Origin of the sequence: Phreatobacter oligotrophus, from assembly GCF_003046185.1 — a bacterium.
Taxonomy (GTDB): Bacteria; Pseudomonadota; Alphaproteobacteria; order Rhizobiales; family Phreatobacteraceae; genus Phreatobacter; species Phreatobacter oligotrophus.
The window spans coordinates 632,752-648,722 of the sequence record NZ_PZZL01000002.1; the positions used below are offsets into that span (position 1 = coordinate 632,752).

Genomic DNA, 15,971 nt, shown 5'->3' on the forward strand with positions numbered 1-15,971 from the left:
GTTCCCTCTCCGGCTCCAGCGCGCTAGGAGCAGCGGCGGAAGGACCCGCCGCCATGCAGGATTACATCCGCGCCATCCTCTCGGCCCGCGTCTATGACGTGGCCATCGAGAGCCCGCTTGATCCGATGCCGCGCCTGGCGCAGCGGCTCGGCACGGCCGTGCGGCTGAAGCGCGAGGATCTGCAGCCGGTCTTCTCGTTCAAGCTGCGCGGCGCCTACAACAAGATGGCCGGCCTGCCGCGGGAGGCGCTGGACCGCGGCGTCATCTGCGCCTCGGCGGGCAATCATGCGCAGGGCGTGGCGCTGGCGGCGCAGAAGCTTGGCGTGCGGGCGACCATCGTGATGCCGAAGACCACCCCGGACATCAAGGTCCAAGCGGTGAGGAGCCGGGGCGGCCGCGTCGTCCTCCATGGCGAGAGCTTCGACGAGGCCTATGCCCATGCCCGCCAGATCGAGGCGGAGAAGGGCCAGACCTTCATCCACCCCTATGACGATCCCGACATCATCGCCGGCCAGGGCACGGTGGGCATGGAGATCCTGCGCCAGCACCCCGACGCGATCGATGCCATCTTCGTGCCCATCGGTGGCGGCGGCCTGGCGGCGGGGCTCGCCGTCTTCGTCAAGTTCCTCAGGCCGGACATCAAGGTCTTCGGCGTCGAGCCGGATGATGCGGCCTCGATGCGGGACGCCATCGCCGCGGGCTCGCGGGTGATCCTCAATCAGGTCGGGCTCTTCGCCGATGGCGTCGCGGTGCGGCAGGCCGGCGAGGAAACGTTCCGCCTGTGCCGCGAGCTGCTCGACGGCGTCATCACGGTCAGCACCGACGAGATCTGCGCCGCGGTGAAGGACATTTTCGAGGACACCCGCGCCATCGCCGAGCCCTCGGGCGCGGTCAGCCTTGCCGGCCTCAAGACCTATGCGGCGAGCCATCGCGGCACGGGCGCGCTGGTGGCGATCAATTCCGGCGCGAACATGAACTTCGACCGGTTGCGCCATATCGCCGAGCGCGCCGAGATTGGCGAGCAGCGCGAGGCGCTTCTGTCTGTCACGATCCCGGAAAAACCGGGCAGCTACCGCCGCTTCATCCAGCTGCTCGGCAAGCGCGCCATCACCGAGTTCAACTACCGCTATGCCGACCCGCAGAAGGCGGAGATCTTCGTCGGGGTGCAGCTTGATGCCGGCGGGGAGGAAAAGCGCGCCATCCTCGCCCTGCTCGCCGAGCACGGTTATCCCGTGCTCGACATGAGCGACAACGAGCTGGCCAAGCTGCACGTGCGCTACATGGTCGGCGGCAAGACGCAGGGCGTCGCCGGCGAGCGCATCTTCCGCTTCCAGTTCCCGGAGCGGCCGGGCGCGCTTTTGAAGTTCCTCACCTCGCTGTCCGAGGGCTGGAACATCTCCTTGTTCCATTACCGCAATCACGGCGCCGATTACGGCCGCGTTCTCGCCGGCATCCAGGTGCCGCCGGAGGACCATGCCCAGCTCAAGAAGCGGCTCGATGCCCTCGGCTATCCCTATTGGGAGGAGACCGACAACCCCGCCTACAAGGCCTTCCTGGGCTGACGCGCGGCCCGCGACCTCACGGCAACCCTTTGGCGCAAAGTTCGTCTTGGCAACCCGTTTACCAAGCGGCGCGATGGCGTCGCCGGCCGGTACCAGGTTCCGCAAGCCGTTTCGGTGTTTACCAATTCCCCACGTCCTGACCGCACAATTCGCTGATGCCTTGAACGCCCCCAGACGAGGGCGGGGGCAACGGAACGACCGGCATGACGATGCAACAGGTCTCCATGAAGGACATGGGGTTGTTCGGCCCCATCCTGGAACAGGCTATCGACGGCGTCGTGGTCATCGACCACGCCAATTGCGTCGTGCTGTTCAATGAGGCCGCGGAACGCATGTGGGGCCTCAAGCGCGAGGACGTCCTTGGCCGGAACGTCTCCCTTCTGGTGCCGGAGGAGCATCGCAAGAATCACGATGCCGGGATCGACCGCAACCGTCATGGCGCCAAGAACCGGTTCGTCGGCACCACCGTCGAGGTCCCGATTGTCAGGCCTGACGGCTCCACCGTCTTCGGCTCGCTGTCGCTCTCCCGCACCGCCATTGACGGCTGCATCTACTACGCCGCCTTCGTGAAGGACGTGACCGAGGAGGTGCGGCGCCGCGAGGAGCTCTATCTCCTGTCGCTGGTCGCCAATGAAACCGATCGCGCCGTCATCATCACCGACCGCCACCAGCGCATCGTCTATGCGAACCGGTCCTTCATCGACATGTTCGGCTATTCGCGCGAAGAGCTGATCGGACAGGTCCCCTCGACCCTGCTCGCGGGCCAGCACACCGACGCCTCCATCCTGCGCGACCTCGCCGGCCTGTCGCATGGCGAGAAGAGCGTCACGATCGAACTCATCGGCTATGACAAGGCCGGCCGGGAGCTGTGGATCGCGGCGACGGTGAACCCGGTGCTCGACGACGCCGGCAAGCTGCGCAACGCCGTCTGCGTCATCGGCAACATCACGGAGACGCGGCAGACCCAGGTGCTGCAGCAGCGCGTGCTGGAGGCTGTCGCCCGCGACGATGACATCGAGACGGTCGCAACCCTGATCTGCCGCGAGGTGGAGGCCATCGCACCGGGCGTCGTCTGCTCGATGCTGCGCGTCGACGAGGAGAAGACGCTCCGTCCCATCGCCGCCCCGAGCCTGCCTGATCACTACTCCGCCGCCATTGACGGGCTGCCGATCGGGCCGTCCGTCGGGTCCTGCGGCACGGCGGCCTTCCGCGGCGAGCCGGTGCTGGTCGAGGACATCGAGACCGATCCGCTCTGGGCGCCCTACAAGGGGCTGCCCCTGCCGCTTGGCCTCAAGGCCTGCTGGTCGAGCCCGATCACGCTGAAGGACGGCCGGGTCGCGGGCACCTTCGCCTTCTACTACCGGGAAAAGCGCGGTCCGAGCGCCTGGCACGAGCGTCTCGTGGAGTCCTGCCTCCACCTTGCGGCCCTCGCCATCGAGCGGCACGAGGCCAAGGCCCATATCGCCCAGCTGGCCTATTACGACACACTCACCGGCCTGCCGAACCGCTCCAAGCTCGCCGATGAGATCGACCAGCGCATCGTGCAGATCGACGAGGGCGAGGGCGCCGGCATGGCGCTGCTCTTCCTCGACCTCGACGCGTTCAAGGACGTCAACGACACGCTCGGCCATTCGGCCGGCGACGCCCTGCTGGTTGAGGTCGGCCGCCGCCTCAGGGAGCAGGTCCGCCCGACCGACATGGTCAGCCGCCTCGGCGGCGACGAGTTCGTCGTCATCCTCGGCAGCTGCGAGAGCACTCATGCCTCCGCCATCGCCGAGCGCATCGTCAAGGCGCTGTCGCAGCCGCTGGCCATCGACTCCATGATGCTGTCGACCACGGCGAGCATCGGCATCAGCCTTTATCCCGGCGACAGCGCCGATCGCGAGGAACTGCTGAAACATGCCGACACCGCCATGTATGCGGCGAAGAATGCCGGCCGTGGCGCCTATCGCTTCTACGACCCGGCGATGAACCGGGAGGTCGAGGAGCGGCTGAGGATGGGCGAGGCGCTGAAGGAGTCCCTCGCCCTCGGTCATCTGCAACTGCACTACCAGCCGCAGCTGAGCGGCGAGGACGGCAAGCTGCACGGGCTGGAGGCGCTGGCCCGCTGGCATCACCCCGCCTTCGGCCAGGTGCCGCCGTCGCGCTTCATCGGCCTCGCCGAGGAGTACGGGCTGATCGAGGCCATCGGCGAATGGGCTCTGGTGGAGGGCTGCCGGCAGGTCGCCGCCTGGCGCGCCGGCGGACTGGCGATCCCCTCGGTCTCGGTGAACCTGTCGCCGATGAACTTCCGCAACCGCCGCCTGCCGCTCATCGTCAGCGCGGCGCTGGAGGCGGCGGGACTGGAGCCGGACGCGCTCACCATCGAGATCACCGAGGGGATCATGATGGACGATTGCGAGGCCACGCGGGCCACCGTCGAGGCCGTCGCGCAACTCGGCGTGCGGCTGTCGCTCGACGATTTCGGCACGGGCTATTCCAGCCTGTCGTCCCTCTCGACGCTGGCGATCGAGGAGATCAAGCTCGACCAGAGCTTCATCCACGGCCTGGAGAGCGATCAGAACGCCCGGGCCGTGGCCTCCGCCGTGATCCGTATTGGCCAGAGCCTCGGGCTCACCGTGGTGGCCGAAGGCGTGGAGACCGAGCCGCAGCGCCGGTTCCTGCAGGGCCTGCGCTGCCATGTGATGCAGGGCTATCTGTTCGCCCCGGCCCTGCCGCCCGCCGCCCTGGAGGCGTGGATCGCCGCTCGCGCGCCGGTCGAGGGCTTCGAGGCGGTCGCCTGAGGCTCAGAGCTCGACGATCTCGGCCTGCCGGGCAGGTCGGACATAGTCCTTGCACAGGCAGTTGATGCCGAGCGGGCACTGGCGCTCGTCGGCGCGGCCGTGATGGACGCCGCAGATCATGCTGGCCATGGCGGAGTCGCCGATCCGCCCGAGGACCTCCGAGCGCACCATCTTGGCGCGCGGCACGGGGCCGAAATAGACGCGGGTGCGCACGAAGGGCCGCGGCATGGCAAGGACGGCCTCCGCCCGGGCGCGCAGCGTCTTCATGCTGAAGGGGCGGGCGACATATTCGTGCACGCCTGCGGTCACCGCGCCGAGCACGGCGGCGCGGGTGGGGAAGCCCGAGATCATGATGATCGGCGTGTATTGCAGGCCACCTTCGGCGCGGCGCAGCAGCTGCGTGACCTCCAGCCCGTCGAGACCGGCGAGGTTGTAGCCGAGGATGATGAGGTTCGGCCGCAGCTGTTCGGCCTGTTCGATGACCTCGAAGCCGGTGCGGCATTCGGCGACCCGGCCAAGGCCCGTCACCACCGAGCGGATGATGCGGCGGGAAAAGGCCTGCTCGTCAGCGACGAGGATGGTCGTGCTGTTCGGACGGTGAAGGTTGACGGACGGACGTTTCGACACAGAACCTGACCCAACGTCATGTCGAGGTCCTTGATGCCACGCACGTCGTTAAGGAGCGGTTGACGCGAGTCAGGCGCGCTCCAGCAGGCCCAGCGCCACGAGACGGGTGCAGAAGGCCAGCGCGTCGTCTCCGCCGAGGGCGCGCGGCGTCGCGCCCGCCGAGAGCTGCTCGATCCAGCCGAGTTCGGCCATGGTGAGCGCCACGGACGGCCCGGCCCAGCGCAGTTCGGCGCCCTCCCCCACGGGCACGATGACGTGGTGGACGGCATCGGCGAGGATCAGGCGGTCGTCGGGGCCCGGCTTCGGCGTGCGAAGGCTGCGGCCCGGCATGACCATGCGGTCGGTGCCGAGCTGCTGAAGGAAGCGCATGGCGACAAGGTCCATCGCCTCCTCGTTGGCGACGGCGGCGAACCGCTCCCGCGCCGCCTCGACAAGGCCGGCGCGCACGGCGGGATCGCCGATGCGCCAGGTGCGGAAGGACTGGCGCAGGGCCGGCTGCTGCCGCTCCATCTGGTCGATGGCGGCCTTCAGCGCATCGGCCCAGCTGGGTTCGAGCAGGCCGACGGTGACATGCAGCGAGGGCTCGCTGCCCTCCTGCACGGAAGCGTCGTGGGCGACGCCGCGCGGCACGTAGAGCACGTCGCCCGCCTCCAGCAGCACGTCCTTCGCGCCAGCCGGATCGGCGCGATGAGTCGCGCCATCCCAGGGCGTGTTGCGCGTCGCGTGGGGCATGAGCATGTCGTCCCAGACGCGCCAGGCCTTGCGACCGGACACCTGCAGGACCAGCACGTCATGGGTGTCGTAATGGGTGCGGAAGCCCTGGGCGCCGGGCGGTGTCAGGTAGATGTTGGCCTGGACCGCATGGAGGAAGACCTTTTCCAGCCCGCGGCAGAAGCGGGCGAGCGGCGGGTGCATCTCGTGGAACTGCGACACGACGAGGGTCGCGCCGGCATCGAAGAGCCGGAACAGCTCGACCGGATTGATCCGGCCGTCCTCGTCGGTGAAGAGGTCGTCGGGAACCGCGGCGCTGCCATTGCGCGAGGAGTCGGCCATGGTGACGCGCGGCGCCCGAGCGGCGTCGGTGCGAAGAAAGGCGTCTAGATCGTCGATGCCGAGCAGCGGGCCGAAACGGCCGGCGTCACCGCCCCTGAAGTGGCGTGCGCGACTGTCCTCGCGCAGCGAAAGGACCTCCGGAACCGACAGGGAACCGAAGGCGAGGCCGAAGGCGTCGCGCGCGAGGGTCATGCGAGGATCGATCCGGCGGGCTTACCAGCCGCGCCCACGACCCCGCCGATCGCGCGGATCGTTGTCGGTCACGCGGACGTTGCGGCGATAGGTGCGCACGCGGCCGCGGCCAGGATCATCGAAGGGATCGTTGTCGGTGCCGCGACGACGCACGAAGCGACCGCGTCCGCGGCCCTCGCGGTCATAGGGGTCGCTGTCGGTGACGCGCAGGCGCTGGGCCTCGGCGGGCTGGGAGGTCGCCACGGCGACGGGCATCACCACCGTGGCGGCGCCGGCCAGCGTCTTGAAGAAGAACAGGCGGCGGTCGAGGAGCGCACCGGTCTCGGCGGGCCCGTCGGCGGGTGTGTCGTTGGTCGGCTTGATGGTGTCGGTCATGGCTGAACAGCCGCTCCCCCGGCCGGTGCACGTTCGTAACAGACCGTAGCGCCAAACTGCCGCAGCGACATGGGGGATTTAACGTATAGTCCGCGCGATTGGCGGCAGGCGCGTGGAGGGGAGGAGGCCGCTCTCAAGGGGTCGCAGATCGCTGCCCCCTCCCGTCCGAGCCATTGGCCCGGCGACGCGTAACCTGATGCCGGACCGTTCTCTGTCCTGCACGGGTGATGCCACGGCTGGCGCCCACCACATGTTGGCGCTGGCGCTCCCGACCCCCCAGATGTGGTGGGCTGTGCGCCTGGCCCCATCGGCCCTCTCGCCGTTTGCGCCTCGCATTTCGCAACAGGTCTCGCAATTTGCGACGGCGCCTGGCGAAGCCCTGCCGCGCCGGCCGCTGCCGTTGCGCCGGAGAGCCACCTCCTATAGATGCACTGCAACAGAGTTCACGCGGGCCGCCAGACACATGCTGCCCGCCTTTTTGTATTGGCCGACTGGACGCCCACCCCCATGACCATGCGCAACATCGCGATCATCGCCCACGTCGACCACGGCAAGACCACGCTCGTCGACAAGCTCCTGCAGCAATCCGGCTCGTTCCGCGAGAACCAGCGCGTCGCCGAGCGCGTCATGGACTCCAACGACCTCGAGAAGGAGCGCGGCATCACCATCCTCGCCAAGGCGACCTCGGTCGTCTGGAAGGACACCCGCATCAACATCGTCGACACGCCCGGCCACGCCGATTTCGGCGGCGAGGTGGAGCGCATCCTCTCCATGGTGGACGGCGCCATCGTGCTGGTCGACGCCGCCGAGGGTCCGATGCCGCAGACGAAGTTCGTCGTCGGCAAGGCGCTGAAGATCGGCCTGAAGCCGATCGTCGCCATCAACAAGATCGACCGCCCCGATGCCCGCCATGTCGAGGTCATCAACGAGGTCTTCGATCTCTTCGCAGCGCTCGACGCCACTGACGAGCAGCTCGACTTCCCGATCCTCTATGGGTCCGGCCGCGAGGGCTGGATGGCCGAGAAGCCGGAGGGCCCGATCGACCAGGGCCTCGCGCCGCTCTTCGACCTCGTTCTCCGCCACGTGCCGGAGCCGGATATCGGCGACGGTCCGTTCCGCATGCTCGGCACGCTGCTGGAGGCCAATCCCTTCCTCGGCCGCATGATCACCGGGCGCATTTCCTCCGGCACGGTGCGGCCGAACCAGTCCATCAAGGTGCTGGCGCGGGACGGCTCGGTGGTCGAGACCGGCCGCGTCTCCAAGATCCTCGCCTTCCGCGGCATCGAGCGCCAGCCGATCGAGGAGGGCATCCCCGGTGACATCGTCGCCATCGCGGGCCTCTCCAAGGGCTCGGTCGCCGACACGTTCTGCGACCTGAGCGTGGAGGAGGCGATCCAGGCCCAGCCGATCGACCCGCCCACCGTCACCATGAGCTTCATCGTCAACGACAGCCCGCTCGCCGGCACCGAGGGCGACAAGGTGACGAGCCGCATGATCCGCGACCGCCTGTTCAAGGAGGCCGAGGGCAATGTCACGCTGCGCATCGAGGAGAGCGCCGACAAGGACTCGTTCTTCGTCTCCGGCCGCGGCGAACTCCAGCTCGCCATCCTCATCGAGACCATGCGCCGCGAGGGCTTCGAGCTTGCGGTGTCCCGGCCTCGGGTTGTTTTCCAGAAGGGCGAGGACGGCGAGACGCTGGAGCCGGTGGAAGAGGTGCTGATCGACGTCGACGAGGAGCATTCCGGCGTCGTCGTGCAGAAGATGAGCGAGCGCCGCGCCGAGATGGTGGAGATGCGCCCCTCCGGCGGCAACCGCCTGCGCCTCGTCTTCCACGCCCCGACCCGCGGCCTCATCGGCTACCAGTCGGAGCTGCTCACTGACACGCGCGGCACGGCCATCATGAACCGCCTGTTCAAGGCCTATGAGCCCTACAAGGGCGAGATCGCCGGCCGCGTGAACGGCGTGCTCATCTCCAACGACATCGGCGAGGCCGTGGCCTATGCGATGTGGAACCTCGAGGACCGCGGGCCGATGATCATCGATCCCGGCGTGAAGGTCTATCGCGGCATGATCATCGGCATCCACAACCGCGACAACGACCTCGAAGTGAATGTGCTGAAGGGCAAGAAGCTCACCAACATCCGGACGACGTCGAAGGACGAGGCGGTGCGCCTCACCCCGCCGATCCGCATGACGCTGGAAAAGGCGCTGGCCTGGATCCAGGACGACGAACTGGTCGAGGTGACGCCGAAGTCGATCCGCGTCCGCAAGGTCCATCTCGACCCGAACGACCGCAAGCGCGCCGAGAAGTCGAAGGAAATGGTCTGAGGGTTCTTGCCTGCATGACCCGAAAGGCCCGGCATCGCCGGGCCTTTTTGGTTTCACCCTAGCCCCGCGCCTCCACGGTCGCGCTGGTCAGCGCCGCCTCGTCCACGGCGATGCCGAGGCCAGGCCCTGTCGGCAGCCAGGAGGCGCCGTCGGCGAGGCGCACGGGGGTCTCCAGGATCTCCGTCCCCAGCACGAAGGCCGAGGTGTAGTACTCCGCGCCGAGCGTCATGGCCGGCGTCGAGGCGGCGAAATGGATGCCGGCGGTCAGCGCGATGCCGGCCTCGTACATGGTGCCGCCGTAGCAGGGCATGCCGGCGGCGCTCGCAATGGCGGCGATGGCCTTCCCCTTGGCGAAGGAGCCGGCCTTCATCAGCTTGATCGAGATGGCGTCGGCATAGCGGGCGCGGGCGCAGTCCACCGCCTCCTCCGGCGAGAAGACGCTCTCGTCGGCGAGGATGGGCGTGTCGATGGCGCGGGTGATCTCCACCATGGCGTCGCGGCGGTCGCGGGCCACCGGTTGCTCGATGAAGGCGGGGCGGAAGGCCTCGACATCGCGCAGGGTGCGGATGGCATCCACCGCCGCCAGGCCCTGGTTGTAGTCGATGCGCAGCGACGCATCGGCGGGCAGGATGGCGGCAAGCCGTTCGAGGCGGCTCATGTCCTCCGCATGGGTCGAGAAGCCGGTCTTCACCTTGAAGAGCCTGACGCCCTCGGCGAGACGGGCGCGGGCGAAATCGAGGTCGGCATCGAAGTCCGGATTGGCGATGGAGACCGACAGCGGAATGCTGTCACGGACGACGCCGCCGAGGAGTTCGGCGACAGGCAACCCGGCCTGCTGGCCGGCGAGGTCATGCAGCGCCATGTCGAGGGCCATCTTGGCCTCGGGGTGGCCGACCAGCGCGCGGTCGGCTTCCGCCATGATCCGCTGCCGGTCGGCGGCGGTGCGACCAATGACGAGTGGCCGCAGATAGACGTCGAGGGCGGCGACGGCCGCCTCGGCTGTGCCGGAGAAGACCGACCAGGGCGCGGCCTCGCCCCAGCCGATGAGGCCTTCGCGGGTGTGGAGCGAGATGACGACGCCCGGCAGCGTGTCGGCGACGTCGCCGACCCCATGCTTGCGCGTCATCTTCAGCGGCCAGCGCGTCAGCCGCACCTGCATGCGATCGATGGTCATGGTGCGGCGGTTTCCCGGGCGAGCCTTGCTTCGGTCCTCGCGGCGGCCTCGCCCGCCAGGACGCCGTCCTCCCGTTCGGCCGCGCCCTTCTGGGCGAGGTAGAGAGCAACGCAGACCGCGAGGACGATGGCGACGCGCCACCAGACGGGAATGGGGTCGAAGAGCGTCGCCATGATGCCCAGCGGGATCAGCGGCAAGCGGACCAGCATCGGCAACGGCGCGCGGAAGAAGCCGAAGAAGCCTGCGGCCAGCAGCGTCAGGCCGAGAGCATTGGCGAGGAACTCGCCGATGATCTCCGGCCAGGTGTCCTGCAGCAGCAGCGCGCTGGAATGCAGGTAGGAGAAGCCCACCACGAAGCCGGCAATGGCGAGGCGGAAGGCCACAACGCCTGCCGCCATGGGGCTGCAGCGGGCGATGGAGGCGGCCGCATAGGAGGCGACCGAGACCGGCGGCGTCGCATCGGCGAGGATCGAGAAATAGAAGACGAACATGTGGGCCGCGAGGACCGGCACGCCGAACTGCTGGAGGATCGGCGCGCCGATCGCCGCGCCGATGATGTAGGCGGCGGTCGTCGGCACGCCCATGCCGAGGATCAGCACGGTGATCGCGATTAGGATGCCGGCGATGTAGAGGTTGTTGCCGGCAAGGCCCGTGACGATGGTGGAGAAGGAGATCACCATGCCGGTGACGGTGAGGCAGGCGACGAAGATGCCCGCGCCGGCGCAGGCCAGCGCCACGACCACCATGTTGCGGCCGCCGGTCGCCAGCATGCGCAGGATATCGGCGGGATAGAGCCGGCTGTGCGTCCTGAGCCATGAGCTCGGCCACACCGCGACGATGCCCCAGAAGGCGGCGAAGGACGGCGAATAGCCGAGCGCCATGGCGCCCACCATGACGAAGACCGGGATGAGCAGGTGGAGGTCCCGCACCACCACGCTCCAGTCCGGGATTTCGTCGGGATCGCAGCCGGTGAGGCGCAGGCGCTGCGCCTCGAAATGCACGCTGACCAGGATCATGAAGAAGTAGAGCAGCGAGCCGGCAATCGCCGCCAGGGCGATGGTCTGGTAGGGAATGTTGGTGATCTCGGCCATGATGAAGGCGCCCGCGCCCATGACCGGCGGCATGATCTGGCCGCCGACCGATGAGGCGGCCTCGACGCCTGCCGCGAACTGGCGGCGATAGCCAAGCTTGATCATGGCGGGGATGGTGAAGGAGCCTGTGGCGAAGACATTGGCCACCGATGATCCCGAGATCGTGCCGAACATGGCGGAGGAGACGACCTCGACCTTGGCGGGACCGCCGGCCTGCCGGCCCGCGACCTTCATGCCGAGATTGTGGAAGAGCATGCCGACGCCGGAGCCCTCGATGAAGGCGCCGAAGATGATGAACATCGCCACCATCGTGGCGGAGATGCCGGTGATCGAGCCGTAGATGCCGTTCGAGTTGAACAGGTACATCGTCTCGACGATCTGCGTCGCGGGAATGTCGCGGAAATGCAGGACGCCCGGCATGTATTCGGTGACGAAGAGGTAGAGGATGCCGACGCTGACGAGGCCGGCCAGGACCGGCGTCACCGCGCGGCGCAAGGCCTCGACGACGAGGACGATGGCGATGATGCCGAAGACCAGCTCGACGGGCGAGACCGGATCGACCGTCTCGAAGCGCAGGTTGATGACCGAGGAGCAGTAGGGCCCGCCATTGGCGCAGGTGAAGGAATAGAAGCTCGGCAGGATGGCGAGAGCCGACAGGAGCCAGTCGACGAGGCTCGGCCGGTTCTTGGGCGAGCGTTCCGTTGCGGGATAGAGGATGAAGGCCAGCGGCAGCAGGATGAGGAGGTGGATCGACCTCTGCTCGCGCGGTTCGAGGAAGCCGAAGCCACCTGTCCACAGGTGGAAGAGCGAGGCGAGCACGGCAACGGCCGCGGCGAGCCAGAAGACCGGCCCTTTCAGGTCACGCATGGCGCATTATCCCAGTCGGGCCATGAGGCCCCAAAAGGCGAAAGGCCCGGGCAGGTGCCCGGGCCTTGTCTGATCGTGGCGTCAGCCCTGCACCCAGCCGCGTTCGCGGTAGTAGCGCAGCGCACCGGGATGGACCGGCACCGGACGGTTGGCGATGGCCGTCTCGCAGCGATAGTCCTTCAGGGAGCCGTGGATGCGCGGCAGCTCGGCGACGTTCTCGCAGATGGCCTTGGTGATCTTGTAGACGATGTCCTCGGAGACGTCGGTCGAGGTGACCAGCGTCGTCGCCATGACCAGCGTCTTGACCTCGCGGTTGCCGTGGAAGCGCGGATAGGTGCCGCCGGGGATGACGCCGGAACCCATGCCATGGCGCTGCTTGAAGGCGTCCATCACGTCCTGCGGGATGTCGAGAAGCTCGCCGTCGCGGCCCGTCGCCATGTCGACCACGGCCGAGCCCGGCAGGCCGAGGGCGAAGAAGGCATAGTCGAGCTGGCCGTCGCGATAGGCGCTGGCGAGATCGCCGTAGGCCGCGAGCTGGAAGCGCCAGCCGCGGGCCCGCAGGCTGTCATAGGTCTGGCCATAGACGGCGAGCAGCCAGCGCAGGGCGATCTCGTCGGTCGCACCGTTGTTGGCGCCGCCGAAGCGGATGTTGCGCCCCTCGCGGAACAGCGTCGGAATGTCCATGGTCTGGCCCGGCGCGCGGATGAAATGATAGGGCGTATCGCCGAAGGACTGGCCGATCATGCGCAGCTTGTCGGCCAGCGGACGGCCCTGATAGGTGCCGGTGCCCGTCGCCGCCATGGACGCGAAGATGTCGATGGACATGGCGAGCTGCGCCTGCCCCTGCTGCACGGCGACCGGATTGGCCGCGCCGCCGCCGGGCACCGCCTTGATGGTGAGCCCCGGGACCTTGTCCTCGAGCAGCTTGGCGGCACCCGACACGATCGTGTACCAGCCGCCGCCGATGGATCCGCCGCGCCACTCGACGGTCTGCGCGGTCGCCGGTGCCATGGCACCCGCCACCAGAGCCGCGGCCATGCCGGCCGCTGCGATCATTCGCTTGAACATGGTCTCACACCTCTGGTCCGCGGGTCGTCTCGCCCGCCTGTATCCCAACTGTATCCAGCTGCCGGTCGCTGGCAACGGGCGATTGGCGGGCAACAGGAACGCAACGCGCGGAAACCTCTAGAACCGGCCCGGCGAGAAGGGCGCGATGGGCAAGCTCACCGGCGCGCCGATGACGATCTCGGCGACGAGGCGCCCAGTGATCGGGCCTGTGGACAGGCCGATATGGCCATGGCCGAAGGCGAAGACGACGTTGCGGTGCCGCGGCGCGCGGCCGATAACCGGTAGCCCGTCCGGCGTCGAGGGGCGGGACCCGTGCCAGGCCGTCTCTTCCACCGTCTCGCCCATGGCGAGGGTCTGGCGGGCGTCGGCCTCGACGGCGGTGATCTGGGTGAGGTTCGGCGGCGCATCGCGGCGGGCGAGCTCGACGCCGGAGAGAAGCCTCAGACCGGCATTCATCGGCGAGACGACATAGGAGCCGCCGGTGTCGTGGATGGGCCTTGAGAGCTTGTGCTCGCCGGCATCGACGAAGTGGCGGTGATAGCCGCGCTCGGCGGCCAGCGGCAGCCGGTAGCCCATGGTGCGGGTGAGGTCATGGGCGGCAGCTCCCGCGGCGATGACGACCGTGCGGGCCGTGACCGCACCGCCGCCCTCCAGATCGATGCGGGCGCCCTCCGCATCGTCCACCACCGTGCGGGCGCGGCCGGCGAGGATGGTGACGCCGCGGTGGCGGGCGGCGGCCTCATAGGCCTGCACCAGCCCGCCGGGATCGCGGACCGATCCGGTCTCGGTATGCCAGACCGCCTTCGCATAGCGCCGCTTCAGCGCCGGCTCGAACTGCGGCAACTCGGCGCCATCGATCACCTCGAAGGCGATCTTGTGGTGGCTGAGAAGCTCGCGCTCCAGGGCGGAGCCCTCGAAGGCGGCGTCGCTGCGATAGAGCTTCACCCAGCCGCGGCGCTGGATCAGGTCCCGGGCGCCGATCTCGCCGGCAATGCGCCAGTGCTCGTCATAGGCAGCCGCGCAGAGCGGGTCGAGGGCGGCGGCGGCCTCGCGGAGGGAGGCCTCATTGCAGCGGCGCAGGAAGGCGATGAGCCAGGGCGCCACGGCCAGCAGCGAACCGTAGTCGACCCGCATGGCGACTTCGCGGTTCAGCGCATAGCGCGGCAGTTTCTTGAGGATGCCAGGACCGGCGACAGGAATGATCGAGCCGCGCGAGATGACGCCAGCATTGCCGTAGCTCGCCGCCTCGCGGATGCCGCCGGGATCGACGACGGTGACCGACAGCCCGCGTTCGCGGCAGGCAAGCGCTGTCGCCATGCCGACCATGCCGCCGCCAACGATGGCGACGTCGACCCGCTCCTGCGTCATCGCCCTCGCCTCCCTCAGCGCGCCAGCGGCGGATGCTTGCCCTCGCCGAGGTCCCAGTAGAGGCCGGCCATGAGACCGATGGCCTCGCGCACCAGCGCCGAGGGTACATGCTCGTTCGGGGCGTGCTGGGAGCAGCCGGGATAGGAATGCGGCACCCAGATCGTCGGCATGCCGATGATCTCGGCGAAGACGTCGTTCGGCAGGGAACCGCCGGCATTGGGGATGACCGCCGGCTTCTTGCCGGTGGTCTCGGCGATGGAGGCCGCGGCCCAGCGCACCCAGGGATGGTCGGGGTCGGTGCGGGTCGCCTTGAAGGAGGCGTCGCGGCCGGAGGAGACCTCGACATCGGGGAAGCCGTGGCGGATGAGGTGCCGCTTGATGGCGGGGATGAAGCCCTCGGGCTCGGACCCGACGACGGTGCGGATCTGGCAGACCGCCTTGGCCGAGGGCGGCACGGCATTCTGCGGATTGCCGATGTCGCCGCAGCCGAAGGCCAGCACCTCGAAGGTGTTCCAGCCATAGACCTTCTCGGCCGGGGTGAAGCCCGGCTCGCCCCACCAGGGGTCGATCTGCGGCCCGCCGGGAATGCTCGCCGGCTCGATGTCGGACAGCGCGCGCTTCACCGATTCCGGCATCTCCTTCGGCAGGAGTTCGTGGACGCGGACCTGGCCGGTCGGGCCGATGATGGTGGAGATAGCGTGGGCGAGGCGCACGCCGGGGTTCGACAGGAGGCCGCCCCAGTTGCCGGAATGGTGGCCGCCCTCGCGCGCCTTGATCTCGAGGTCGATGCGGTAGCCGCCGCGCGAGCCGAGGCAGAGCGTCGGGCGTTCGGCGGTCATGCGCGGGCCGTCCGAGCCGATCAGCAGGTCAGCGAGGAAGAGCTCGCGGTTGTCGCGGGCCAGATCGTGGAGGCCGGCGGAGCCGACCTCCTCGCCCATCTCGATGAGGTAGCGGACGTTGAAGCCGAGCTTGCCGCGCGTCTTCAGCACGCAGCGCAGCGCCTCGATGTTGATGGCGTGCTGGCCCTTGTTGTCGACGACGCCGCGGCCGTACCAGCGCTCGCCCGTGTCATCGAGCGTCCAGGGGTCGCGGCCGTCCTTCCACTGGCCCTCGAGGCCGGCAATGACGTCGCCATGGCCATAGCCGAGCACGGTGACGAGGGCCGGGTCCTCGATCCGCTCGGCGAGGAGGAAGGGCCCCTTGGCGTTGGGATGGGTGAGGATGCGGCAGGTGAAGCCCATCGATTCCAGCGAGGGCTGCATCTCCGCCGTGAGGTAGCGGGCGAGGTCCGGCGCGCGGGCGGGGTTCTGGCTCTCGGTGGGGATCGCGATGCGGCGGGCGAAGATCGCCTTGAGGCTGCCGTCGTCGAACATCTGGTGGGCGGCGGCAACGGCGGCGGCGCGGGTCATGGCAAAGCTCTTCGCGAGGGATAGCAGCGGCAGATTACCGCCGCGGCGCGGTTTCGCCACGGCGGTGTGGAATG

General features: G+C 68.6%; 11 protein-coding genes. 3 read left to right on the forward strand and 8 right to left on the reverse strand.

The window, feature by feature from the left end; genetic code table 11:
* Window positions 1-53: 53 nt before the first annotated feature.
* Together ilvA and C8P69_RS07010 are read left to right on the forward strand one after the other, a co-directional pair.
* A complete protein-coding gene (ilvA, locus tag C8P69_RS07005) occupies window positions 54-1,562 on the forward strand; it encodes a threonine ammonia-lyase, biosynthetic (RefSeq protein WP_108175418.1) in 1,509 nt (502 codons plus the stop codon).
* Window positions 1,563-1,765: 203 nt separating this feature from the next.
* The gene (locus tag C8P69_RS07010) at window positions 1,766-4,345 is read left to right on the forward strand and encodes an EAL domain-containing protein (RefSeq protein ID WP_245901901.1); all 2,580 of its coding nucleotides are present in this window, start codon (window positions 1,766-1,768) and stop codon (window positions 4,343-4,345) included.
* Between the two features lie 3 nt (window positions 4,346-4,348).
* Here C8P69_RS07010 and C8P69_RS07015 read toward each other — a convergent pair whose 3' ends face one another.
* From C8P69_RS07015 to C8P69_RS07025, 3 genes are all read right to left on the reverse strand, one after another.
* The gene (locus C8P69_RS07015; RefSeq protein ID WP_108175420.1) at window positions 4,349-4,972 is read right to left on the reverse strand and encodes a response regulator; all 624 of its coding nucleotides are present in this window, start codon (window positions 4,970-4,972) and stop codon (window positions 4,349-4,351) included.
* 69 nt (window positions 4,973-5,041) lie between these two features.
* Window positions 5,042-6,217, reverse strand: a complete 1,176-nt coding sequence (locus C8P69_RS07020; protein WP_108175422.1) for a cupin domain-containing protein — start codon at window positions 6,215-6,217, stop codon at window positions 5,042-5,044.
* A gap of 21 nt (window positions 6,218-6,238) precedes the next feature.
* A complete protein-coding gene (locus tag C8P69_RS07025) occupies window positions 6,239-6,592 on the reverse strand; it encodes a hypothetical protein (protein WP_108175424.1) in 354 nt (117 codons plus the stop codon).
* Window positions 6,593-7,099: 507 nt separating this feature from the next.
* Here C8P69_RS07025 and typA point away from each other — a divergent pair.
* Window positions 7,100-8,920: a translational GTPase TypA gene (typA, locus tag C8P69_RS07030; protein WP_108175426.1), complete on the forward strand. Its 1,821-nt coding sequence runs from the start codon at window positions 7,100-7,102 to the stop codon at window positions 8,918-8,920.
* Between the two features lie 58 nt (window positions 8,921-8,978).
* Here the strand turns inward: typA and C8P69_RS07035 are convergent, their stop codons facing one another.
* From C8P69_RS07035 to C8P69_RS07055, 5 genes are all read right to left on the reverse strand, one after another.
* On the reverse strand, window positions 8,979-10,094 hold the full coding sequence (locus C8P69_RS07035) for an enolase C-terminal domain-like protein (protein ID WP_108175428.1): 1,116 nt from the start codon (window positions 10,092-10,094) through the stop codon (window positions 8,979-8,981).
* On the reverse strand, window positions 10,091-12,052 hold the full coding sequence (locus C8P69_RS07040; RefSeq protein ID WP_108175430.1) for a TRAP transporter permease: 1,962 nt from the start codon (window positions 12,050-12,052) through the stop codon (window positions 10,091-10,093). Before C8P69_RS07040 ends, C8P69_RS07035 begins: the two co-directional genes overlap by 4 nt.
* Before the next feature lie 81 nt (window positions 12,053-12,133).
* Window positions 12,134-13,120 (reverse strand): TAXI family TRAP transporter solute-binding subunit, encoded by a 987-nt coding sequence (locus C8P69_RS07045; RefSeq protein WP_108175432.1) that lies wholly within the window; start codon window positions 13,118-13,120, stop codon window positions 12,134-12,136.
* Window positions 13,121-13,237: 117 nt separating this feature from the next.
* Window positions 13,238-14,488 carry an NAD(P)/FAD-dependent oxidoreductase gene (locus C8P69_RS07050; RefSeq protein WP_108175434.1) on the reverse strand — a complete coding sequence of 417 codons (1,251 nt, stop codon included), beginning with the start codon at window positions 14,486-14,488 and terminating at the stop codon, window positions 13,238-13,240.
* 14 nt (window positions 14,489-14,502) lie between these two features.
* Window positions 14,503-15,897: a M20 family metallopeptidase gene (locus tag C8P69_RS07055; RefSeq protein ID WP_108175436.1), complete on the reverse strand. Its 1,395-nt coding sequence runs from the start codon at window positions 15,895-15,897 to the stop codon at window positions 14,503-14,505.
* Between the last annotated feature and the right edge of the window lie 74 nt (window positions 15,898-15,971).